Genomic DNA, 21945 nt, shown 5'->3' with positions numbered 1-21945 from the left:
AAGACAGTGCGATTAGCACGGCGAGGCGCGGTCGACAAAGCCGCGGACGGGCAGACAGCGAAATTTGGCGGAAGGAAGCAGGAGTCGAACCTACCCAAACCTGTTTGACAGGTCCTGACGGTTTTGAAGACCGTCCGTCCCACCGGGGAACGATTCCTTCCGTTGTTCATGAGCCGAATTGCTCCGGCGAGCCGCGCAGGATGTGCGTATCGCGCACGCGGCGAGTGTAGCCGATGCGGTCGAAGAATTCGAGGATGTGGATGGCCACTTTGCGGCCGCCGCTGATCTCGTCACGCAGGCTGGCAGCGCGGGCACAGCCGTCGCGTTGGTTCAGCGCGGCGACCTTGCGGGCCAGTTCGGCAACGGCTTCGGCGGTAAAGAAATGGTCGTGCGCCACCGGCCAGGCGTCCCCGTGGCGGGCGATGCGTTTGAACAGGTTGCGCACGGCGTCTTCGCCGGTGCCGCTGGCCTTGGCGATGTCGCGGACACGCGGTGGCGCATAGGGTTCGGCGGCGAGCAGCGGTTTCAAGGTCTGCCACAGAGCAAGGTCGGCGGCGGCCAGCTGGACGCGGTGTTCCGGCAGGTGCAGCCAGGCGTTGGTCTGGGCGATGCGGCCATCGCCCAGCGGTGTGGCGAGCAGTGCGTCGAAGGCCGGGCGAGAGAGTGTTGGCAGGGTCAGGCGGCGCAGGCGGTCGCGCTCGACGCCGGTGAGGTCCGGGGCGCGCTCGTGTTCGGCGGCGATGGCGGCGAGCAGGCGGGCTTCGAGTTCCTGCCAGCGACTCGCAGCGAAGGCGGTGGCGCCGACGACTTTGAGCTTCAGTTGCTGGCACAGCGCTTTGAGCCTGTCGGCATCGAGGTTTCGGTTCAAGGCGTGGGTGGCGAGGTCGACACCGGCCGGCTGTTGTTCGGCAGCCAATTGCAGCGCCTTCGCCGGGTCGGCGTCGGCCAGCGCGGCGAGCATGGCCAGACGTTCCGGGCTGCTTTTCTTGCGGCTGGGCGGGAAGATGTCGAGGACGATGCCGCCGCCGATGGTGTGGCGGGCCGCGGCGTCGCGCAGGATGAAGCGGTCGCCGGCCAGGGCGCCGATTTCACGGTCAACGGCAATTTGGGCCCAATTTTCAGATCCCGGCGCGATTTCGTCGGCCCCGAGCAAGGCGATACGGGCCGGGACGTCTTCGGCCCCGAGGTGGAGGTGCACCTGCGTCCAGTGCTTGAGCGCCGGCTGACCGGAGAGGACGCGGATCTTCGCGTCGAAGCGGCGGACCGGGGCGTGCAGTGCGGGCGCGACGATCCACTGGCCGCGTTCGACTTCGGACTTTTCGACGCCACTCAAAGCCAGCGCGATGCGCTGCCCGGCGTGGCCGGATTCGGCCGGCGCATCCTGGACGCGCAGACTGCGCACGCGGACGGGTTTGTTGGGTGGCGTGAGCAGCAACTGGTCACCGACTTTGACCGAACCGGCGAAGGCCGTGCCGGTGACGACGGTGCCGGCGCCGGACAGCGTGAAGCAGCGATCAATGGCGAGGCGGAAGCCACCGGCGCTCTGCCGCTCGCCCTGCTCCACAGCGGCGGCTTCAAGGTGGGCGCGTAATTCGTCGACACCCTCCCCGCTGACGGCGGCGACCGGAAAGATTGGTACATCAGCCAGCGCGGTGCCAGCGAACAGTTCGGCAATTTCCGTTTTTGCCTCATTTTTCCGGTTGACCGTGGCAACGTCGATCTTGGTCAGCGCCACCGCCCCGCGCCGGATGCCGAGCAGTTCGATGATTTCCAGATGCTCGCGGGTCTGCGGCATCGGGCCGTCGTCGGCAGCGATGACGAGCAGCGCGAAGTCGATGCCGGTCGCGCCGGCCAGCATGTTGTGGATGAGCTTTTCATGGCCGGGGACGTCGATGAAACCGAGCTTGTCGGTGTAGGCGTAGCCGAGGTCGACGGTGATGCCGCGCGCTTTTTCTTCCTTCAGGCGGTCGCAGTCGACGCCGGTCAGCGCCTTCACCAGCGTCGTTTTGCCGTGGTCGATGTGGCCGGCGGTGCCGATGATCATGCGGCGTCCTCGTGGACTTCGATGAGTTTCAGTTCATCGCCGCAAGTAATCGTGCCGGAGACGAGCACATTGGCGCGCAGCCCGCCGCGGCCGAGCCAGTATTTGACGACCTCGGGCGCCGACAGGGCTTCGTTGGCCAGCCGCTGACCCAGCGTCCGGCACGGCTCGCAGGTTTGGACGCCAACCAGCAGACAGCTGCCGAGGCGGAACTGGCGGCCGACCAGTTCGTTCAGCCGGGCGCCGCGCGTCACGACATTGCGGCGGGTCAGTGACAGGTCGTTGGGGCGCCCGGTGTGGGTGCAGAAACGCTCGATTTCCTCGGCCTCGACCAGCGTCAATTGCTGGCCAGACCAATCGGCCCGGGCAAAATGCCGGTCGCCAACCACGCCCTGCCCCGCCAGCAACTCAAGCTGCCGGCATTCCCGCTGGGCTTCGCCGCGGGAAGGGCTGAGGAAAAGTCGTTCGACGACCATCTACGCCGGCTGGCCTGAAAAATAGCGGGTCGCGGCGGCCAGTGCCGCGCCATCGGCGAGCACGGCATCCGGCGCCCCGCCCTTGCCCCACAGCGGTTCCTGCCATTGCATGCCGAGAAATTCGGCGCACAGGCGATAGCTGTCGAGCATCGGCTGGGCCTTTTCGCGGTTGCCGCTCGTGGCGATGACCCACAGGCGCTTGCCGGCCATGCCTTCCTTGAAATCGAGGCCGGGGACGCGTAACCAGGCGCTCCAATGGTCGAGGTAAATTTTCAGCGGCGAGGGAATCGAGAACCAGTAGACCGGCGAGACGAAGACCAGATCGGTCGCCGCCAGCGTCGCGTCAAGCATCGACTTGGCGTCGGCCATCGGCATCGGATAGGTGCCGGATGTATGGCGCAGATCGACAAAGGGCGGCAGTTCGAGATCGGCCAGCTTGCACCAGGTTTGCTCGGTGCCGGCCGACAGGCCGGCGGCGGCACGACGGGCCAGGGTCTCGCTGTTGCCGATATGGCCCGGCTCGCGAGTGCTGGCGTTGAGGAAGAGGAAGTGGGACATGGCAGAAGTCTGATTGGATAACGGGCCTATTCTGGCATGCCCGACCCGTTATCAGGGTCGGGCCATGATGGCTCAGCCGAACATGTCCTCGTACATGCGTCCGGCCCAGGCGAAGTCCTCGGTGACCAGTTCGTCGCGACGCAGATTATCGTCGTCCTGGTCCTGGACGATGGCGCCCTTGTCGTTGACCCAGTACTTGAAGCGCACGGCGATGTCCTCGCGCGGGGCGGTGTTGACCATCATGAAACAGAGGTTGTCGGGCAGCGCGTATTTCGGTTCGCGGCCCTTGACGCGTTCGCTGATGTACTTGGCGACGATCCTGGCGTGCGCGTTGGCGACGTGGCCGGCTTTCGGATAGAAGCGGAAGAGCGGCGAGACAATGCCGACCGAGTCGCCGATCACGTACACATCGGGGTCGTCCTTCATGTTGAGGAAGAAGGGATCGACGCCGGCCCAGCCGGTCGGCTTGCCTTCTTCGTTCTTGCCGATCACCCCGGCCTTCCAGGCCATGTCGCCAGCCTGATGCGGCGCCATCAGGATGGAATGGTCGAAAGTGAAGTCGCCAGCTGCGGTCTTGATCTTCTTGTTGAAGGGATCGACTTCCTGGATCACCGCCTTCGGCACGTAGACGATCTGGTCCTTGTAGAGATTGGCGAAGGCTTCCTGAAAGCCGCCGGTGATCGGCGCCGGGCTCGGTTTCGGGTCGAGGATGATGACCTTGCCCTTGATCTTGCGTTCCTTGAACAGCCCGGCGATCAGGCAGGCGCGCTCGTAGGGCGACGGCGGGCAGCGGTGCGGCGGGGGCGGCAGGGTCATCACCAGGTCACCACCCCTGAAATTCTGGATGCTCTGCTTGAGGCGGAAATGCTCGGCGTTCGGGATGTAGGCGGCCGGGAACATGGCCTTGGTGTAGTCGGCCGCCTTGCGGTCGTTGCCGAACCAGGCCTCGTAGTTGTAGCGGATGCCCGAGCCGATGATCAGGTAGTCGTAATCGAGCCAGCCCTGGGCGGTGATGACCCGCTTTTTGTCGCGCTCGAAGGCGGTGACTTCGGTCTGGATGAATTTGTAGTCGTACTTCTGGGCGACTTCGAGGTAGCTGAAGGTCAGGAAGTTGGTATCGACGACATCGACCAGCCACTTGTTGCTCATCGGGCAGGAAAAGAACACCGGGTTGCGTTCGAGGACGACCACCTCAAGGCTCGCATCCAGTTTTTTGAGGTGCTTGGCGGCCGTAATACCGCCCCAGCCACCGCCGCAGATGACGACGCGCTTGCCCGTTGCCTTGGGCAACAACGGGTCGGACTGCATATTGATCAGGAAAGGCAGCGGGCTGGTCGGCTGGGCAATGGCCGTCGTGGCCCCCAGCGCTGCGCCTGCCGCCAGGAATTGCCGGCGATTGAAGGTCATGCTCTCTTCTCCATTAGTTGAACCACCCGGACACGGAGATGGCCGGATTTACGGGTGTGCCCGATTGGGCACGGTAGAAAACAGCAGGCGGTACGCAGACCGCCCAGCGAGGCTGTTTTCAATAAACTTCGTTTTCAAAACTTCAGGTGCGGCAATTGCGCCACGAAGCGGGCTTCGTCCTTCGCTTCCAGACAGCGCAGGTCGAGATGATAGGCATCGTCGCGGATGTAGCCGATGACCGGCGTCGGCAGGCTGCGGAAGGCCGATTCCACGGTCAACAGGAATTTTCCGGCTTTTTTGAAATTGGGCCGGACGACCAGCGCCGCTGACGGCAGGCGTTCGACCGGCAAGGCACCGCTGCCGATCTGGCTGCTGCAGGGGGCGACGCTCACCGTGGCCTGTTCGCCGATGGCGGCCTGCATGGCGGACAGCACGCGCTCGGCCAGCGCGGTGATGTCGGCCAGCGGCCGGGTCAGCAGGCGCAAGGTCGGCAGGCGCTCGGCCAGACGGTCCGGGTCGCGGTACAGGCGCAGCGTTGCTTCGAGCGCCGCCAGCGTCGTCTTGCCGACACGCAGGGCGCGTTTGAGCGGGTTCTTCTTGATCTTCGCGATCAAGTCCTTGCGGCCGACGATGAGCCCGGCCTGCGGTCCGCCGAGCAGCTTGTCGCCGGAGAAGGTAACGATGTCCGCCCCCGCCGCCAGCGCCTGCTGCGGCGTCGGCTCGGCCGGCAGGCCGTGGGCGGCGAAATCGCACAGCGTGCCGCTGCCGAGATCGATGACGAAAGGCAGGTTCGCCGTATGGGCGATATCGGCGATGACTTTTTCGTCGACCGCCGCGGTGAAACCGGTAACGGCGTAGTTGCTGGTGTGGATTTTCATGAGCAGCGCCGTTTTCGGCCCGATGGCGTCCTGAAAATCCTTGGCGTGGGTACGGTTGGTCGTGCCGATTTCGTGCAATTTAACTTGCGCCCGACGCATGACGTCGGGGATGCGGAAGGCGCCGCCGATTTCGACCAGCTCGCCGCGCGACACCACGGCTTCCTTGCCCTGGGCCAGCGCGTTGAGCGTCAGCAGCACGGCGGCGGCGTTGTTATTGACGATGGTCGCGGCGATATCCGGCGAGCCGCCGGCGATCAGTTCGGCGAGCAGGCCGGAGACCAGATCGTCGCGGTCGCCGCGACCGCCGGAGGCCAGGTCGTATTCCAGCGCGCACGGTGAGCGGGCGGCGTCGACCATGGCGGCGATGGCCTCTTCGGCCAGTTGGGCGCGGCCAAGGTTGGTGTGGAGCACGGTACCGGTCAGGTTGAAGACGGCACGCAGATTGGCCCGGCCGGCGTCGTCAGCGCGGCGGCGGATGGCGGCAAGCAGGGCCGCTTCTTCCGGCAGCGGCAGGCCATGTTTGAGGCCTTCGCGGGCGGCGGCCAGTTCGGCCCGGACGCAGCCGGTGACCAGCTGGCGGCCGTGCGCTTCGATTAATTCAGGAATTTGCCCTAAAACGCGGTCGACCGCAGGAAGGTGTCTTTTTTCGTTCATGGCTTTCACCCGGACCGGGCAGAAAGGTTGATCAAATGGCTTTAGCCGCTATACGCGCCAATTAAAAGCAGATTCGGGCCGGAGCGCTCGTAACCGGCTTCGTCGACCAGCATGTCGAGAGCCAGCGTGGCGAGATCGTCGGCCACCGGGTCGACGCGCGGGTCTTTCTCCTGATAGACGATTTTCAGGTAGCTCTTGCAGGCGTCGCAGGTTTCGGCGCGGACGGCGCCGCTTTTCTGTCCACTCGAACCGTCGACTTCATGCAGCGCCACCTCCTTGTCGGTGTCGCAGGCCGTACAAGTGGCGCGCGGCACGTTCCATTCGCTGTTGCACAGGCTGCAATGCAGGTAGCGCAGGTTGTTGATGGCAGCGCCGAGGCGCACGACGCTGGCCACCGCCGGGCTGCCGCAGCACGGGCAAATGCCGTGGGCGTCGAGTTTTTGCAGCTGGCTGGCGTCGAGCTGGCTGGCCAGCTTGGTGAAGACAACCTGCAGGGCGGCTGCAATGAAAGGCAGTTCGGCCGCGTCGCCGGCTTCGATTTCGCCGCTCAGCAGAGTGTCGGCCAACCTGTCGAGCCAGGCGTCGTCAGCTGCCAGCAGCGCATCGAGCGCCTGGCGGGCGCCATCGGGCGCTGTCTTGCCCAGTTCGTGGGCAATCTGGCGCAGCACGTTACGCCAGGCCGCCGGGCGATGCGCAATATTCAAGGGCGGCATGCCGTGGGTACGCGCCTGTTCGAGCGTCGCGGCATCAGGCAGCGGCAGCGCCGGCAGGGTTTTCAGGGCTTGGTGCTGGGCCCGGCTCAACTGGCCGAGAAATTCCAGCCAGTCGCCAAGGCTGTGGCCGGTAGCCAGCGAGGCAAAGCGGTCGGCGCGGTCGGCGAACAACGTGGCGGTGACCGGCAGCAGAATGGGGGCAGCTTCTTCGGCTGGCGGATGGAAATCGATGGTTTGGGTCTGCATGTCAGCTCAAAAAATGGGGGTTGCGGAATGTTCTCCGCAGAGCCCCCTGAACGCAAGGTAAAGCTAAATTGTTCCGGCGAATGACCGGGCGCCGCAGGATCAAGGCACCTGCGAGCCCGGTCATCAGCCCCTTACTTGCCGGTCATCTGGCGGTACCAGCCACGGTGATGCTGCTTGGCCCAGCCGCGGGTCACCGTGCCGTACCACATGGCGCGGATGGTGCCCTTGACCCAGATGGCGGCATAAACGTGGACCATGATCAGTGCGATCATCACGGCCGCCGCGGCGGCATGAACGACGGCACCGAGGCGAACCACGGTGATGTCCAGGCCGAACCAGGCGCGCCAGATGAACAGGCCGGAGATGGTCATGAGCAGCATGCAAATGGCCAAAGCCCAGAACATGACTTTCTGGCCGCCGTTGTACTTGCCCTGTTCCGGCATGTTGTGGTCGTCGCCGTCCACCATCTGCCCGACCTTGTTGAGCCAGTCCTTGTCCGCCGGCGTCATCTTGTTGAGATGCTTGAAGCGGAAGAACATGGCCAGGAAGGACACGGCCATCAGCACCCCGAGGTAGGGGTGGATGATGCGCGCCCAGGTCGGCCCGCCAAACAGTTGGGTGAGCGGGAAGAACGCCGGGTGGAAGAAGGCCAGACCGGAAAGGGCAAGCAGGATGAAACTGATGCCCACCACCCAGTGATTGGCCCGTTCCTTGGGCTCGTAACGCTTGAGGTCTTTCGGATCGCGGATCATTTTGCATCCTCCTTTTCGATCTCGTCTTCGATCTCTTTCGAGACCTCGTTCGGACCCTTGGTCACGTAATGGAACAGGCTGCCCAGTGCGACGCCAGCCAAAGCCAGCGTGGCGAGCGGCTTGGCGAAGCCCTTCCACAACGAGACCAGCGGGCTGATCGACGGATTGGCCGGCAGGCCGGCGTAGAGGTCGGGCTTGTCGGCGTGATGCAGCACGTACATGACGTGCGTGCCGCCCACCCCTTGCGGATCGTACAGGCCAGCCTGATCGTAACCGCGCTCTTTCAAGTCGGTGACGCGCTTGGCCGCGTAGTCCTTCATGTCCTCCTTCGAACCGAACTGGATCGCTCCCGTCGGGCAGGCTTTGGCACAGGCTGGCGCCTGATTGACGGCCACCCGGTCGGAACACAGCGAGCACTTGTAGGCCTTGCTGTCTTCCTTCGAGATGCGGGGAACGTTGAACGGACAACCCGTGACGCAGTAGCCGCAGCCGATGCAGTTTTCCTGATGGAAATCGACGATCCCGTTGCTGTACTGGATGATCGCACCCGGGGCCGGGCAGGCCTTGAGGCAACCGGGGTCGGCGCAGTGCATGCAGCCGTCCTTGCGGATCAGCCACTCGAGCTTGTTGTTCTGCTCGACCTCGGTGAAACGCATCACCGTCCACGACTTCGCCGTCAGATCCATCGGGTTGTCGTAGACGCCATGGCAGTTGCCCACTTCGTCGCGGATGTCATTCCACTCCGAGCAGGCCACCTGACAGGCCTTGCAGCCAATACAGGCCGATACGTCGATAAGCTTGGCGATTTCGATGGTTTCCCGCACTTGCGTGGAGGGCGTCGTCGTCGCGGAGCGCTGTTTGATGTCTAGCGATTGCAGTGCCATATCAGCTCTCCTTTACGCTTTCTCGATGTTGACCAGGAACGCCTTGTACTCCGGCGTCTGCGTATTGGCGTCACCGACGAACGGCGTCAGGGTGTTGGTGATGAAGCCAGACTTCGTCGCCCCCTTGAATCCGTAGTGGATCGGGATGCCGACTGTGTGCACCTTCTTGCCGTCGATCTCCATCGCCTTGATGCGCTTGGTCACCACCGCCACGGCCTTGATGAAGCCGCGGTTGGAGCGGATTTTGACCTTGTCGCCGAGCGCTATGCCCTTTTCCTTGGCCAGCTCCTCGCCGATTTCGACAAACTGTTCCGGCTGCATGATCGCGTTGATCTTCGAGAACTTGGTCCAGTAGTGGAAATGCTCGGTCAGGCGGTAGGTCGTCGCCACATACGGGAAGTCCTTGGCCTTGCCGAACGCCTCCATGTCGCCCTTGTACACGCGGGCGGCCGGGTTGCTGGTCGCCTTCGGGTTGGTCGGGTGCATCGGATTGTTGTCGAGCGGGGTTTCGAACGGCTCGTAGTGCTCGGGGAACGGTCCTTCGGCCATCAGCTCGCGGCTGAACAGACGCGCTACGCCTTCCGGATTCATGATGAAGGGCATGACGTTCTGATCCGGCGCTGCATCCGGGCGCATGTCGGGCACATCGTTGCCGCCCCAGGCCGTACCGGTCCACTTCAACACGGTCCGCTTCGGATCCCACGGTTTGCCCGCGAGGTCGGCCGAGGCACGGTTGTAGATGATGCGGCGATTGACCGGCCAGGCGAAGCCCCAGTTGAGGGTCTGGCCGAGACCGGACGGATCGGCGTTGTCACGACGCGCCGAGTTGTTGCCGGCCTGCGACCAGACACCGCAGTAGATCCAGTTGCCACAGGTCGTCGAACCGTCGTCGCGCAACTGGGCAAAGGAAGCCAGTTGCTCGCCGGCCTTGACCAGCACCTTGGTCGGATCTTTCGGGTCGAGCACGTCAGCCAGCGCCTTGCCGTTGATTTCGCGCAGGAGCTCTTCCGGCGACGGCTTGGTCGGCTGGTTGTAGGCCCAGGTCAGCTTGAGGATCGGGTCGGGGAAGGCGCCGCCATCCTTGGCGTACATTTCCTTCAATTTCAGGAAAAGCGCCGCCATGATTTCGGTGTCGTCCTTCGCATCGCCCGGACCATCCGCCGCCTTCCAGCGCCATTGAATGACTCGGCCGGAATTGGTGAAGGTGCCGGCGGTTTCAGCGAACAGCGTGGTCGGCAGGCGGAAGACCTCGGTCGGGATCTTGGCCGGATCGACTTCGTTGAACTCGCCGTGCGGCTTCCAGTACTCGGAGGTATCGGTTGCCAGCGGGTCCATGACGACCATGTACTTGAGCTTGGACAGGCCATCGCTGACCTTCTTCTTGTTGGCCACCGAAGCCAGCGGGTTGAAGCCCTGACAGAAGAAGCCGTTGATCTTGCCTTCGTACATGGCATTGAAGATCGACAGCACGTCGGACGCCCCACCCAGTTTCGGGAAGTAGTCGTAGGCGAAGTCGTTGTCCTTGGTCGCCGCATCGCCCCACCAGGCTTTCGCCAGGCTGGTGTGCCACTTCGGGAAATTCTGGCCGAAGTTCATCTGGCCCGGACGCAATGCCTTCGGCGTGCGCTTGGTCAGATAGGTCGTGCGATCCGGATCGGCATCGGTCGGCGCCGAAACGTAGCCCGGCAGGTTCTGCGCGTAGAGGGCGAAGTCGGTGATGCCCTGGACGTTGGCGTGACCGCGCAGGGCGTTGATGCCGCCACCGGCCATGCCCATGTTGCCGAGCAACTGCTGGATGATGGCCATGCAGCGGATGTTCTGGGAACCGACAGAGTGCTCGGTCCAGCCCAGCGCATACAGGTTGGTCATCGTCTTGTTCGGCGCCGCGGTCTCGGCAATCATCTCGCAAACCTTGATGAAAGCATCTTTCGGCGTGCCGCAGACCTTGCTCACCATCTCCGGCGTGTAGCGGGCATAGTGGGCCTTCATCAGTTGCCAGACGCAGTTCGGATCCTGCATGGTCTCATCGACCATGGCGAAGCCGTCCTTATCCATCTGGTACTTCCAGGTCGTCTTGTCGTAGCTGCGCTTCTCTTCGTTGTAGCCGGAGAAAATGCCGTCGTCGAACTTGAAGTTCGGGTCGATCAGGAAAGTCGAATTGGTGTACGACTTGACGTATTCGTGATGAATCTTGTCGTTCGAAACGAGGTAATTGATGACGCCGCCGAGGAAGGCGATGTCGGTCCCGGAACGTAGCGGCGTATAGAAATCGGCCACGGAAGCGGTGCGGTTGAAGCGCGGGTCGACGACCACGAGCTTGGCCTTGCGTGTCTTCTTGGCTTCGATCACCCACTTGAAGCCGCAGGGGTGCGCTTCGGCCGGGTTGCCGCCCATTACCAGAATCAGATCAGCGTTCTTGATGTCCACCCAGTGGTTGGTCATCGCACCACGCCCAAAACTCGGAGCCAGACTGGCCACCGTGGGAGCGTGTCAAATACGTGCCTGGGTATCGATCGAGGTCATGCCCAACGCGCGAATCGTCTTCACGGTCAGGTAGCCGGCCTCATTCGGTGCAGCCGATGATGCAAGGAATCCAGTGGTCGTCCAGCGATTGACGGTCACGCCGTCCTTGTTCTGCGCCATGAAGTTCGCGTCGCGGTCAGCCTTCATGTGCTTGGCGATGCGCTCGATGGCTTCCTGCCAGGAAATCTTTTTCCATTCATTCGTGCCGGCTTCACGCACTTCCGGCCACTTGAGGCGATTGGCGCTTTGCACCATGTCGCGCAGACCAGCGCCCTTCGGGCATAGCGTGCCGCGATTGACCGGATTGTCCGGGTCGCCTTCGATGTGAATGATCTCAGCCTGCGAATTCTTGGACTTATCGCCGGTCGAATAGATCAGCACGCCGCAGGACACCGAGCAGTACGGACAAATATTCCGTGTCTCGGTGGCGCGGGCGAGCTTGAAGGTGCGTACTTCCGCCTGGGCTGCGGTCGGTGAGAAACCCATCAAGGCGATGGATGACCCACTGAGCCCGGCGGAGCAGACCTTGAAGAACTGCCGCCTGTTCATGTTCATTTGAGTTTTCCCTCTTTTATGCGACCCCGTGTCGCAAGGGGAGAACAGTGCAACGACTGTGCCATTCGGCATAAGTCATTGAACGATGGGGAATCAGGGTTGCGGAGCGGGGTGAAAAACCGGGACATTTTGTCCATGGCCGGCGAAGGTGGGACATTTTGTCCCACCAAAACATCCCGAAAAGCCCTTCCTGCCAGCATATTGGGCGGCTACGAAAACGCGGCCATTCCCACGGTCAACCGGAAAAAACGGCCAAAAATGAAATGTTCGCCCGGCGCAAATCAGAAGGTGATGACCTTGTCCGCCGCCAGCGTCGCCTCGGCCAATTCGACCAGCGTGCCGATGGAAGTGCCGGGAATCAGCGGCAGCTCGCCGAGACCACGGGCCAGCGCGCAAGTCCGGCACAGGCGGATCTCGACGCCCTGCCCGACCAGCCCTTCAACCATGCCCTGCAAGCCGTTGCCGGCGCCATCGATCTGGTTCGGCAGACCGAGCACCGTGGCGTCGGACATCAGGAAAATGCGCACCGCCGGTTTGGCGTCGCTACCGGCCAGCGCCGTGGCCAGACGCAGGGCGGACAGGCAGCGTTCGCTGCCGTAGGGGGCGGCGTTGATGATGATCAGGATGTTTTGCATGGCAGGTCTCCGAGGTTCAATGCATTTTTCGCCGCAGCCACGCACTGGCCTGATCGACGGCAATCGACAGCAACAGCATGGCGATGATCACCGTCGACGCCTGGGCGTGGTGGAACAGCGAGAGTTCGAAATAAAGCAGCTGGCCGAGCCCGCCGGCGCCGACGAAGCCGAGGATGGCGGCCATGCGGATGTTCATTTCCCAGCGGTAGAGCGTGTAGGCGATGAGCTGCGGGGCGGCGCCTGGCAAGGTGCCGTAGAGGAAGGCGAAACCGCCCGGGGCGCCGGCCAGACGAAGCGCATGGCCGGGGGCCGGTGGGGCGTTGTCGAGGGCTTCGGCGTAGAGGCGGCCGAGCACGCCGGTCGTGTGCAGGGCCAACGCCAGCGCCCCGGCAAAGGGGCCGAGGCCGACGGCGAGCGCGGTGATCGTCGCCCAGACCAGTTCCGGCACCGAGCGCAGGGTGTTGAGCAGGAAGCTGAACGGCGCCCGCCACTTCGGTAGCGCCAGCAGCAGGCCGGCGACGGCGGCAAGCAAGGTGCCGACAACCGAAATGGCCAGCGTTTCCCAGATGCCCTTGCCGACTTTGGCCAGCCACTCGGCGGACAGGTCGGGCGGGAAGAAGCCAGCGACGAATTCGCCAATGCTGTGGGCGGCTTCCACGGTCAACAGGGATTTCAGGCCAATTTCCAGATAGCTGAAACTGGCGACGATACTGACCACCAGCGCCAGCCCGAGCCCGCCGCTGCGCCAGCCGAAGGGCGAGGCCCGGTTGGCCGGCGGCGTGTCGAGCGCCCGGCGCAGCCAGCCCGAGAAACCATCGGCGGCAAAGACGAGGACCATGAAGGCGAGCAGGATGGTCGCCGCCTCGCCGCCGTTGAGCATTTTCATCGCCTGATCCATGAGCTGGCCGAGCCCGCCGGCACCGACGAAGCCCATGACGACCGAGGCGCGAATGGCGCATTCCCAGCGATAAACCGTGTACGAGGCCAGTTCCTTCGAGGCCTGCGGAATCAGCCCGTAGAGGATTGCCAGCGGCCGGCCGGCGCCGTTGTGGCGGAGCGCCCGGGCCGGTGCGGCATCGACCGATTCGAGAATTTCGGCATAGACCTTGGCCAACATGCCGCCGTAAGTCAGGCCCAGCGCCAGCACGCCGGCGGCCGGGCCGAGGCCGAAGACGCGAACGAAGACGAGCGCCCAGACCAGCTCGGGGATGCCACGCAGGATGGTCAGCAGGCTGCGCGTGACGGGGTTGAGCGTTGTCTTTTCGCGCCCGGCACCGGTCGCCAGATAGCCCATCGGCACGGCGATCAGGAAGGCCAGCGCCATGCCGGCCGTGGCGATGGCCAGGGTTTCGAGCGTCGCCTTGGCCAGGTAGCCCATGAACTCGGCGCCGCTTTCCGGCGGCAGAAAGCCGGCGAGGAAGTTGCCGATGACTTTGAGATTGCTCGGATCGACGAGCGCTCCGGGCTTGACCTCGGCCGCCTGAAACAGCGGCCAGAGGATGACCAGCGTTGCCAGGGCGCCGATCAGGCGCGAGCGGGCGGCCGGGTCGCGCTCAGCCGGATTCAACCTTGAAACCTCAGTTGAATGCGGTGGATGGCGCGTTTGGACGGGATGGCCGGCGCGAAGCGACGAGGCAGCAGGCTCATGCCTGCAACGAGGAGCGACAAAGCCGGACGCCCGGCCAGACATGCCAGCTGCCGCATAGCGCTGCCACCCGACGGGCGAATCGCCTCGCAGGCACCAACGTCAGTATTCATGTGGCTGATCAAGGAGGGATGAGCGGTCAACTGAGGTTTCAAGGTTTAGCAACATGCAGCGCGGGTGGCCGCGTCGTTGGCGGCGGCTGGCGGCTGGAAGTGCTGCTCGTGCGCCTGCACCGGCAGCTCCTCGCCTTCGCTGGCGTAGAGCTCGTGCAGCATGGGCACGCTGACTTCGCTGGCCGGCAGGTCGAAGGCGATCAGCCCCGCTCGGACGCCGACGATCCGCGAGAAATTGCCGATAGCCAGATCGACGGCATGCAGGCTGGCAACCAGCGTCGCGCCGCGCGCTTCGGCCTCGGCGATGAGCAGGCGGATGGTGGCCATGGCCAGCGTCGGGTCGAGGGCCGAAACCGGTTCGTCGGCGAGGATCAGTTCGGGCTGCTGGTAGAGCACGCGGGCGATGCCGACGCGTTGCAACTGTCCGCCGGAGAGCTGGTCGCAGCGGGCGAACAGTTTGTCGGCCAGATCGACGCGTTCGAGCGCGGCACGAGCACCCGGGATGTCGAGCGGATAAATCAGCGAGGCCAGCGACTTCCAAGCCGGCCATTGGCCGAGCTTGCCGGCCAGCACCGCCGTCACGACACGCTGCCGGCCGGGAATCGGCGGCGCTTGATGGACGGTGCCGATGCGGGCGCGCAGTTTGGCCAGTTCCACGGTCGACCGGAAATTTTGGCCAAAATCCAAAATGTCGGCCGTGCCAGCCGTCGGCGCCAGCGCCGTGCCGAGCACGGAAAGCAGAGAGGTCTTGCCGGCGCCGGAGGGGCCGATCAGGGCGATGAGCTCGCCCTTTTCCGCCTTGAGCGTGATCTCCCTGAGCGCGGAAAAACCATTGGCGTGGGTCAGCCCCACGCCGTTCAAGGCAAAACTCACTTCAACAAGCCGGCGGCGTGCGCTGCCTTCTCGATGCCGTCGTAGTTTTCCTTTTTGGTCGGGATGAACTTGGCGGCACGTTGCAGGGCGAGGATTTCCTTGTGTTCCGGGTTGGCCGGGTCGAGCTTGAGGAAGGCGTCAGTCAGCTTCTTGATGATCACCGGGTCAAGATCGCCGCGCACCGTCCAGTTGTAGTCGAAGTACGGCGGCGTCGTCGAAAAGACGCGAACCTTGTCGGTGTCGACCTTCTTGGCTTCGACCAGCTTGTCCCACACCGAGGCGTTAAGGACACCAGCTTCGGCCTTGCCGGCGGCGACGAAGGCAACAGTCGCATCATGGGCGCCGGAGTAGGCGACGTTCTTGAAATCCTTTTCCGGATTGAGGCCGGCCTGCTGCAGGTAGAAACGCGGCATCAGGCTGCCCGAGGTCGACGACGGTGCGCCGAAGGCGAAGGTCTTGCCCTTGAGGTCGGCCACCGTCTTGATGCTCGGATCAGCGGTGATGAACTTGGAAGTGAAGCGGGCATCTTCCTCGCGCTGGACGATGGGGATGGCCGTGCCGTTGGTGCGGATCTTGGCCTGCACGAAGGTGAAACCGCCGAGCCAGGCAAGGTCGATCTTTTTGGTGGCCAGCGATTCGACAACGGCCGCGTAGTCGGTCACCGGGGTGAACACGACCTTCATGCCGGTCTGCGCTTCGAGGTATTTGCCGAGCGGCGCGAACTTGCGTTGCAACTCGGTCGGCGCTTCGTCGGGGATGGCCGAAACGCGCAGGATGGCTTCGTCGGCAAAGGCCGGCGAGCCGGCCGAAAGGGATACGGCAAAAGCGCAGGCGACCGCGCCCTTGAGCGCCGCGCGGCGCAGTGGGGAAAAGCTCATGTTGTACTCCGATTCAAGCTGCAACCGCCGCCGTGCGGATGTCACGGCAGCTTACATGGCGCCGAGGCGCCGCCAATTCAATGCGGTACGCAGACCGCTAGCGGCATGATAACCGCTAAACCCCTCAAGCAAATTTGGCACCATGGCGCGCCAGCCGATTTGGCGCCACCGACGCGACTGGCCGTCATCAACTTGCGACATTTTGTTCGGCGCAGCGGGACAATCTGACCCACGCACAGCTTGGCCAGCCGTGCGAAAATTGATTCAAACAAACCCATTCAAACAAGCGACCATTCCAATGGATGAGACAAACCCCGGCGCCCAGGCCGCCCCCTGGCAGCAATACTCGGTGCTCATCGTCGATGACGAACCGGGCATGCAGAGCTTCATGCAGCGGGCGCTCAGCACGCGCTGCGGCGTTGCCGACTGCGCCGGCAGCGTCGAGCAGGCGCGGCCGATGGTCAGCCGCAGCCACTACGACCTGATCGTCCTCGACATCGCCCTGCCCGGCCTGTCGGGCATCGACTGGCTGCATGAGCTACGCGACGAGGGCTATGTCGGCGACGTCGTGCTGATGACCGCCTACGCCGATCTCGACACCGCCATCGACGCGCTGCGTGCCGGTGCCGCCGATTTCCTGCTCAAGCCCTTCTCGCTGGCCCAGGTGCTCAATGCCATCCAGCGCTGTTTCGAACGTTCCAGCCTGGCCCGTGAAAACTTCGTGCTGCGCCGCGAAGTGAGCACTAACTCGGCTGACATCGAAGGCGTCATCGGTCAGTCGGAAGCCATGTTCAGAGTCTGCGAACGCCTCAAGCGCATCGCCCCGACCCCGGCCACCGTGCTGCTCAGCGGCGAATCCGGTACGGGCAAGGAAGTCGCTGCGCGCGCCTTGCACCGCATGAGCCCGCGCGCCAGCGGCCCCTTCGTGCCGGTCAATTGCGCGGCGATTTCGGCCGAACTGATCGAATCCGAACTGTTCGGCCACGTCAAGGGCGCCTACACCGGTGCCGCGCAGAGTCGCGAGGGCCTGTTCTATTACGCCCGCGGCGGCACGCTGTTCCTTGATGAAATCTCCGAACTGCCGCTTGCCGCACAAGCCAAACTGCTCCGCGCGCTGGAGGAAAGGCGCATCCGGCCGGTCGGCTCGGAACAGGAAATCGCCGTCGACGTGCGCGTCATCGCCGCCACCAACCGCGACCTGAAAAGCGAAGTCGCCGCCCAGCGCTTCCGGCCCGATCTTTATTACCGGCTGCAGGTGCTCGAAGTCACGCTACCGCCGTTGCGCGACCGGCCGGAGGACATCCCGCTGCTCGTCGAGCATTTCATGGCCTTGCTCACCCCCAGCCTCGGCGTCGCGCCGCTCAGCCTCGACCCGCGCACCCTGGCCCGGATGGCCGATTACGACTGGCCGGGCAATGTGCGCGAACTGCGCAATCTGGTCGAACGCTCGCTGATCCTCGGCTGGTTCGACATCGGCAGCGAACCGGAAATCGGCATCGCGGCCATTTCGAGCAACGCCGAGACCCTCGAAGCCGTGGAAAAACGCCACATTCTCGCCGTGCTCGCCGCCAGCGACGGCAATAAATCCGAAGCCAGCCGGCGGCTCGGCATCTCACGCAAAACGATGGACCGCAAGTGCCAGGCCTGGGGGATCTGACCCCGCCGATCCAGCGCTCGATCCGCGCCCGGCTCTTGCTGCTGGCGCTGATCCCGCTCGGCATCGTGCTGCCGCTGGCGATGGCCGCACTGGCCTACTGGGGCGGCGATTATCTCGACCGCCTGCTCGTCACCAAGGTGCGCTCCGACCTCGCCGTCGCCCACGGCTACTTCGAGCGGGTGACCGATGGTGTCGGCCGCTCGGTGGCCAGCCTGGCTGCATCCGAACGGCTGGCGCGCACCCTGCGCAGCGCGCGCGGCCAGCCGGAACAAGTCGTCGCCAGCCTGCTCAACTCGACGCAGCTCGAATACAAACTTGATTTTTTGCACTTTTTTGACGTTGACCGTAGCAAACAGGATGCCGCCACCTGGTCGGTGATCGCCGCGGCGCTGGCCGGCAAGGCAAGCACCGAAACAGAAGTGTTCTCCGCCCCGCAGCTGTTCACCATCAGTCCCGAACTGGCCAGCCGCGCCCGCACGCCCATCGTCGCCACGGCGAATGCCCGGCCCGACCCGCGCGCGGCGGAAACGCGCGGCCTGGTCATCCACTCGGCCGCCCCGGTGCACGATGCCGACGGCCGGCTGATCGGCGTCCTGACCGGCGGCGTGCTGCTCAACAAGAATCTCGATTTCATCGATCGTCTCAATGCCATCGTTTACCCCGAAGGCGCCCTGCCCTTTGGCAGCGCCGGCACGGCAACGCTGTTCCTCGGCGACGTGCGCGTCGCCACCAACGTCCGCCTGTTTGGCGACACCCGGGCTATCGGCACCCGCGTTTCGCAGGCGGTCTACGACACCGTGCTCGGCGCCGGCCAGACCTGGCTCGATCGCGCCTTCGTCGTCAGCGACTGGTACGTCTCGGCTTACGAACCGCTGCTCGACAGCCACCAGCAACGGATCGGCATGCTCTACGTCGGCTTCCTCGAAGGCCCCTTCGTCGATGCCCGCAAACAGGCCTTCGCCGGCCTCATCGTGCTCTTCGCGCTGGCCATGCTGATCGCCGGCGTCTTTGCCGTGCTCTGGGCGCGCCGTGTTTTCAAGCCGATCGAGCGCATGCACGCCACCATGCACGCCATCGAAAACGGCCAGGACGAAGCCCGCGTCGGCACGGTGGCCAGCCAGGATGAACTCGGCGTTGTCGCCGCCCACTTCGACCGCATGCTCGACCGCCTGCAGGCCCAGGCCACCTCGCTCAAGCGCTGGGGTGCCTCACTCGACGCCAAGGTGGCGGCGCGCACGGCCGAGCTGGAGCAGGCCGTGGCCGACCTCAAGGCCGCCCAGTCGCAACTGGTCATGAACGAAAAACTCGCCGCCATCGGCCAGCTGACGGCCGGCATCGCCCACGAGATCAACAACCCGATCGCCGTCATCCAGGGCAACCTCGACGTCCTGCGCGACCTGCTCGGCCCGCAGGCCGAACCCGTCGCGCCGGAAATCAGGCTGATCCACGAACAGGTCCAGCGCATCCGGCTGATCGTCGCCAAACTGCTGCAATTCGCCCGGCCGCAGGATTACGTCGGCTATCTCGAACCGACCGACCCTGCCCAACTGATCCAGGACAGCCTGTTGCTCGTTCGGCACCTGTTGAAGACCGGCAATATCGCCATCGAACAGCAGGTCGATTCGACCCGCCAGATCATCTGCAACAAGAACGAGTTGCAACAGGTGGTCATCAACCTGCTGGTCAACGCCATCCAGGCCATGCCCGAGGGCGGCGTGCTGAGAATCGCCGTCGACGACTGGGACGAAGCCGACATGCCGGTCGGCATCCAGCTCTACGTCGAGGATTCCGGACCGGGCATCAGCAAGGCCGACCTCGAGCACCTGTTCGAACCCTTCTTCACGGCCAAAAAACCGGGCGGCAACGGACTCGGCCTGTGGGTCAGCAAAAACCTGATCGAACGCTACGGCGGCCACCTCACAGCGACCAGTTCCCCCGGCGCCGGCGCGCGCTTCACCGTCTGGCTGCGCTGCGAACCGCTGGCCTGAGGCTCGCTGCTTCGCACGGTCAACCGGAAAAAACGGCCAAAATTGAAATCTCCCTCCCCTGACAAGAGCCGGGGAGCGGTTCGGTTTAGCCGATGAACTGTTCCCCGCCCCCCGCTGTCCCACGATGCGACAACAACCCGCCCAAGAAAGCCCCCATGTCCACCCCGACCACTTACACCCCGCCCAAGATCTGGACCTGGGATAAAGCCAACGGCGGCCGTTTCGCCAACATCAACCGGCCGATTGCCGGGGCGACCCATGAGCAAGCGCTACCGCACGGCAAACATCCGCTGCAGTTGTATTCGCTGGCCACGCCCAACGGCGTCAAGGTCACGCTCATGCTCGAAGAGTTGCTCGCCCTTGGCCATGCTGGCGCGGAATACGACGCCTGGCTGATCCGCATCACCGAAGGCGATCAATTCGGCAGCGGTTTCGTCGAGGTGAATCCCAATTCCAAGATCCCCGCCCTGCTCGATTGCAGCGGCCCCGAACCGATCCGCGTGTTCGAGTCCGGATCGATCCTGCTCTACCTGGCCGAAAAATTCGGCGCCTTTGTGCCGACCGACCCGGCCCGCCGCGCCGAATGCCTGTCCTGGCTGTTCTGGCAGATGGGCAGCGGCCCTTTCCTCGGCGGCGGCTTCGGCCATTTCTATGCCTACGCGCCGAGCAAAATCGAATACGCCATCGACCGCTTCGCCATGGAAGTCAAACGCCAGATGGACGTCCTCAACCGCCGGCTGGCCGACCACCCCTACGTCGCCGGCGACGACTACACCATAGCCGACATGGCCATCTGGCCCTGGTACGGCGCCCTGGCCAAAGGCCAGCTCTACGAGGCCGGCGAATTCCTGCAGGTCGACGAATACACCCACGTCATTCGCTGGGCCGATGAAATCGCCCAGCGCCCGGCCGCCAAACGCGGCCGCATGGTCAACCGGGTGACCGGGCCGCTCGAAGACCAACTGCACGAGCGCCACGACGCCAGCGATTTCGCCACCCGGACGCAAGACAAACTGCAAGCCCAGCCATGACGCCCGCCCACGCCCTTGAAGATCGCGCCATGGGCGCCCTGATCGGCGCCTTCATCGGCGACGCCCTGGCCCTTGGCCCGCACTGGTACTACGACCTCGACCAACTCCACGCCGATTATGGCCAGTGGATCAACGACTACACCACGCCCAAACCCGGGCGCTACCACGCCGGCATGCAAGCCGGGCAACTCTCGCAATCCGGAATACTGCTGCGCCTCACCGTCCAGTCACTCGTCGATAGCGGCAGCTACGACCAAGCCGACTTCTGCCGTCGCATGGACAACGAACTCTTCCCGCAGCTTGACGGCACACCGATGAACGGACCGGGCGGCTACACCAGCCAGTCGATCCGCGAAGCCTGGCGCCGGCGAGTGAAATCCGGCTTGCCCTGGGGACAGATTGCCGGAAACGCCGACACCACCGAAGCCGCCGAGCGCATTCTCGCCATCGCCATCCGCTACGCCCTGCAGCCGGCACAACTCGCCTCGGCCGTCAGCCGGAACACGGCGCTAACGCAGACAGACGGAACGGTCATGGCAATGACCGTCGCCTTCGGCGCCGTCCTTGGCATGCTGGTTGAAGGGCAGGCACTCGATGCCAACATCTCGGGCAAACTGATGGCCCGCGTCAAATCGGGCGAACTGCCCTTTCACACCGTCACCAGCGGCAACCTGCAGGCACCGCAAGCCGGCCAGCCCGAAGCGCCAACCACCGGACGCTTCCCCTCGCCAGACGCCCTGCTCAGCCAGTCATCGATTGCCCTGGCAGCGACCGACCCCGACATCCACATCGACCCCGCCTGGAAAGTCTCCCTCGTCTACGGCCTACCCTGCGCCGCCTACCACCAGTTCCCAGCCGCCTACTACCTGGCCGCCCGCTTTCACGACGACTTCGAATCAGCCGTGCTCCACGCCATCAACGGCGGCGGCCAAAACCAGTCCCGCGCCATCCTCGCCGGCGCCCTGACCGGCGCCCAAACCGGCCTCTCGGGAATTCCCCAGCGCTTCCTTGATGGTCTGGAAAATAGCGGGGAGTTGCTGGATCTGGCGGGGCGGCTGGCGAAACAGATGGTTGAGCAGCCGGTTGTTGAAGAGGCCGGTTGACCGTATTGCAGCCTTGGCTTAGCGGTTGCCGAGACCCAATTTTGGCGGAGGGGAAGTTTCGGCTGGGGGCGGGATTTCGGCCATAGCCGCCGTTGAGGCTGACTCTGTTGAGTGGCCGGTTTTGTGCAGGTTACCGACGTTAAGGTGGCATGCCGCCAGAAAGTCCACTTCCTTCATCGGCGAATGAGTACTTCGTGCTAAGCGCCCGTTCGGCTCGGTTCAAAGCAGACTTCAAAAGTCAAAACTCCACGCAGCAAAGCGCTGATATCCCAGACCATACCCTGAGAGTACCGCGGAGCGTGGTAATAGTGGCGGAGTGCCGGCAATCCGCAGCG

At 64.1% G+C, this 21945-nt stretch carries 18 protein-coding genes and 1 tRNA gene; 4 read left to right on the top strand and 15 right to left on the bottom strand.

Going from position 1 to position 21945, the window contains the following annotated elements; all coding sequences use genetic code 11:
- Positions 1–65: 65 nt before the first annotated feature.
- The 15 genes from KI613_RS00395 to KI613_RS00325 form a co-directional block, all read right to left on the bottom strand.
- A tRNA-Sec gene (locus KI613_RS00395) sits at positions 66–161 on the bottom strand.
- Positions 162–166: 5 nt separating this feature from the next.
- The gene (selB, locus tag KI613_RS00390; protein ID WP_226403262.1) at positions 167–2044 is read right to left on the bottom strand and encodes a selenocysteine-specific translation elongation factor; all 1878 of its coding nucleotides are present in this window, start codon (positions 2042–2044) and stop codon (positions 167–169) included.
- A complete protein-coding gene (locus KI613_RS00385) occupies positions 2041–2517 on the bottom strand; it encodes an MOSC domain-containing protein (RefSeq protein WP_226403261.1) in 477 nt (158 codons plus the stop codon). Before KI613_RS00385 ends, selB begins: the two co-directional genes overlap by 4 nt.
- On the bottom strand, positions 2518–3075 hold the full coding sequence (locus tag KI613_RS00380; RefSeq protein WP_226403260.1) for a flavodoxin family protein: 558 nt from the start codon (positions 3073–3075) through the stop codon (positions 2518–2520).
- Between the two features lie 72 nt (positions 3076–3147).
- Complete coding sequence (locus KI613_RS00375) at positions 3148–4482, bottom strand: NAD(P)/FAD-dependent oxidoreductase (RefSeq protein ID WP_226403259.1); 1335 nt, start codon at positions 4480–4482, stop codon at positions 3148–3150.
- Between the two features lie 134 nt (positions 4483–4616).
- Positions 4617–6014 carry an L-seryl-tRNA(Sec) selenium transferase gene (gene selA / locus KI613_RS00370; RefSeq protein WP_226403258.1) on the bottom strand — a complete coding sequence of 466 codons (1398 nt, stop codon included), beginning with the start codon at positions 6012–6014 and terminating at the stop codon, positions 4617–4619.
- Between the two features lie 41 nt (positions 6015–6055).
- Positions 6056–6973 carry a formate dehydrogenase accessory protein FdhE gene (fdhE, locus tag KI613_RS00365; RefSeq protein ID WP_226403257.1) on the bottom strand — a complete coding sequence of 306 codons (918 nt, stop codon included), beginning with the start codon at positions 6971–6973 and terminating at the stop codon, positions 6056–6058.
- 131 nt (positions 6974–7104) lie between these two features.
- A complete protein-coding gene (locus tag KI613_RS00360) occupies positions 7105–7725 on the bottom strand; it encodes a formate dehydrogenase subunit gamma (RefSeq protein ID WP_226403256.1) in 621 nt (206 codons plus the stop codon).
- Positions 7722–8609: a formate dehydrogenase subunit beta gene (gene fdxH / locus KI613_RS00355; protein ID WP_226403255.1), complete on the bottom strand. Its 888-nt coding sequence runs from the start codon at positions 8607–8609 to the stop codon at positions 7722–7724. Before fdxH ends, KI613_RS00360 begins: the two co-directional genes overlap by 4 nt.
- Before the next feature lie 12 nt (positions 8610–8621).
- A complete protein-coding gene (gene fdnG, locus KI613_RS00350) occupies positions 8622–11687 on the bottom strand; it encodes a formate dehydrogenase-N subunit alpha (protein WP_226403254.1) in 3066 nt (1021 codons plus the stop codon).
- Between the two features lie 281 nt (positions 11688–11968).
- Positions 11969–12322, bottom strand: coding sequence for a DsrE/DsrF/TusD sulfur relay family protein (locus tag KI613_RS00345; RefSeq protein WP_226403253.1), 354 nt, complete (start codon positions 12320–12322; stop codon positions 11969–11971).
- A gap of 16 nt (positions 12323–12338) precedes the next feature.
- Entirely contained in the window at positions 12339–13889 is a 1551-nt protein-coding gene (gene phnE / locus KI613_RS00340) for a phosphonate ABC transporter, permease protein PhnE (RefSeq protein WP_226403252.1), read from the bottom strand.
- Positions 13886–14080: a hypothetical protein gene (locus tag KI613_RS00335; protein ID WP_226403251.1), complete on the bottom strand. Its 195-nt coding sequence runs from the start codon at positions 14078–14080 to the stop codon at positions 13886–13888. Before KI613_RS00335 ends, phnE begins: the two co-directional genes overlap by 4 nt.
- A 45-nt stretch (positions 14081–14125) precedes the next feature.
- Positions 14126–14953: a phosphonate ABC transporter ATP-binding protein gene (locus KI613_RS00330; RefSeq protein ID WP_226403250.1), complete on the bottom strand. Its 828-nt coding sequence runs from the start codon at positions 14951–14953 to the stop codon at positions 14126–14128.
- A complete protein-coding gene (locus tag KI613_RS00325) occupies positions 14950–15831 on the bottom strand; it encodes a putative selenate ABC transporter substrate-binding protein (protein ID WP_226403249.1) in 882 nt (293 codons plus the stop codon). Before KI613_RS00325 ends, KI613_RS00330 begins: the two co-directional genes overlap by 4 nt.
- 298 nt (positions 15832–16129) lie before the next feature.
- Here KI613_RS00325 and KI613_RS00320 point away from each other — a divergent pair, with 298 nt between their 5' ends.
- The 4 genes from KI613_RS00320 (at position 16130) to KI613_RS00305 (ending at position 21610) form a co-directional block, all read left to right on the top strand.
- Complete coding sequence (locus tag KI613_RS00320) at positions 16130–17488, top strand: sigma-54-dependent transcriptional regulator (RefSeq protein WP_226403248.1); 1359 nt, start codon at positions 16130–16132, stop codon at positions 17486–17488.
- On the top strand, positions 17467–19476 hold the full coding sequence (locus KI613_RS00315; RefSeq protein ID WP_226403247.1) for a sensor histidine kinase: 2010 nt from the start codon (positions 17467–17469) through the stop codon (positions 19474–19476). Before KI613_RS00320 ends, KI613_RS00315 begins: the two co-directional genes overlap by 22 nt.
- A gap of 155 nt (positions 19477–19631) precedes the next feature.
- Complete coding sequence (yghU, locus tag KI613_RS00310; RefSeq protein ID WP_226403246.1) at positions 19632–20507, top strand: glutathione-dependent disulfide-bond oxidoreductase; 876 nt, start codon at positions 19632–19634, stop codon at positions 20505–20507.
- Positions 20504–21610: an ADP-ribosylglycohydrolase family protein gene (locus tag KI613_RS00305; RefSeq protein WP_226403245.1), complete on the top strand. Its 1107-nt coding sequence runs from the start codon at positions 20504–20506 to the stop codon at positions 21608–21610. Before yghU ends, KI613_RS00305 begins: the two co-directional genes overlap by 4 nt.
- Positions 21611–21945: the final 335 nt, after the last annotated feature.

The sequence above is a fragment of the Ferribacterium limneticum genome (assembly GCF_020510585.1).
GTDB lineage: Bacteria > Pseudomonadota > Gammaproteobacteria > Burkholderiales > Rhodocyclaceae > Azonexus.
Note: the sequence above shows the minus strand (reverse complement) of the source record. Positions and strands in the feature narration are given on the sequence as shown.